The 1,304-nt window shown below is 67.5% G+C and carries 1 protein-coding gene; it reads right to left on the reverse strand.

Annotated elements, in window-relative coordinates; all coding sequences use genetic code 11:
* On the reverse strand, positions 1 to 1,304 hold a 1,304-nt coding region (locus VA599_RS24105), incomplete at both ends, for a dipeptide ABC transporter ATP-binding protein (protein ID WP_346791020.1).

The following is a 1,304-nucleotide window of genomic DNA, read 5'->3' on the forward strand; positions in this document are numbered from 1 at the left end:
CCCAGCAGCTTCTTGGTGTAGCCGTCCCGCGGCTCGCGGTAGATCACGTCCGCGTCCGCCTGCTCCACCACCCGCCCCTTGTTCATCACCAGCACCTGGTCCGAGATGTGCTTCACCACCGCCAGATCGTGCGAGATGAACAGGTACGACAGCTTGTACTCGTCCTGCAGGTCCTGCAGCAGGTTCAGCACCTGCGCCTGCACCGACACGTCCAACGCCGACACCGACTCATCGCAGATCAGCACTTCCGGCTTCAAGGTCAGGCAGCGCGCGATCGCGATCCGCTGCCGCTGCCCGCCGGAGAACTCGTGCGGGTACTTGGCCAGGGCGCCCGCCGGCAGACCCACCTTGTCCAGCAGGTCCTGCGCCAGACGGCGGCGCTGGCCGGCGTCCTGGCCGATGCCGTGCAGCAGCATCGGCTCGGTCAGGATCTGCTCCACCGTGAAGCGCGGATTCAGCGACGCGTACGGGTTCTGGAAGATGATTTGGATCCGCTTCTTGTAGGCGTGGAAGGCCTTGGCGCTCATGCCGATCAGGTCCTGGCCGTGGAACAGCGCCTTGCCCGCCGTCGCCTGGTGCAGCCGCACCAGCGTCAGGCCGACGGTGGTCTTGCCGGAGCCCGACTCGCCGACGATGCCCAGGGTCTTGCCGCGCGCCAGCTTGAACGATACGTCCTGCACCGCGTGGAACTGCCGCTTGCCGAACAGGCCTTCGCGGATGTCGAAGCTCTTGCACAGCCCCTGCACGTCCAGCACGATCTCGTCGTCCGCCGCGTAGCCGCGCTTGCGCTCGGCCGGCTCCACGTAGCCGCACGGCTGCAGGAAGTCGTCGATCACCGCCAGCCGCTCGGGGCGGCGATCCAGGTGCGGACGGCACGACAGCAGCGCCTTGGTGTACGCGTCCTGCGGGTTCTCGAAGATCTGCCGCACCGTGCCCTGCTCGCGGATCACGCCGTGGCGCATCACGATCACTTCGTCGGCGAATTCGCCCACCACCCCCAGGTCGTGGGTGATGAACAGCACCGACATGCCGTGCTTCTTCTGCAGGTCGGCGATCAGCTGCAGGATCTGCTTCTGAATCGTGACATCCAGCGCGGTGGTCGGCTCGTCGGCGATCAAGAGCTTGGGCTCGCAGGCGATGGCGATGGCGATCATCACCCGCTGCTGCTGGCCGCCGGACAGCTCGTGCGGGTAGCTCTTCACCCGCTTCTCCGGCTCCGGCAGCCCCACTTCGCGCAGCAGCTCCACCGCCCGCTTCCACGCCGCGCCGCGCCCCAGCCCGGCGTGCAGCGTCAGCGTCTCGAC

Source organism: Chromobacterium indicum, assembly GCF_039708975.1.
GTDB classification, from domain to species: Bacteria; Pseudomonadota; Gammaproteobacteria; order Burkholderiales; family Chromobacteriaceae; genus Chromobacterium; species Chromobacterium piscinae.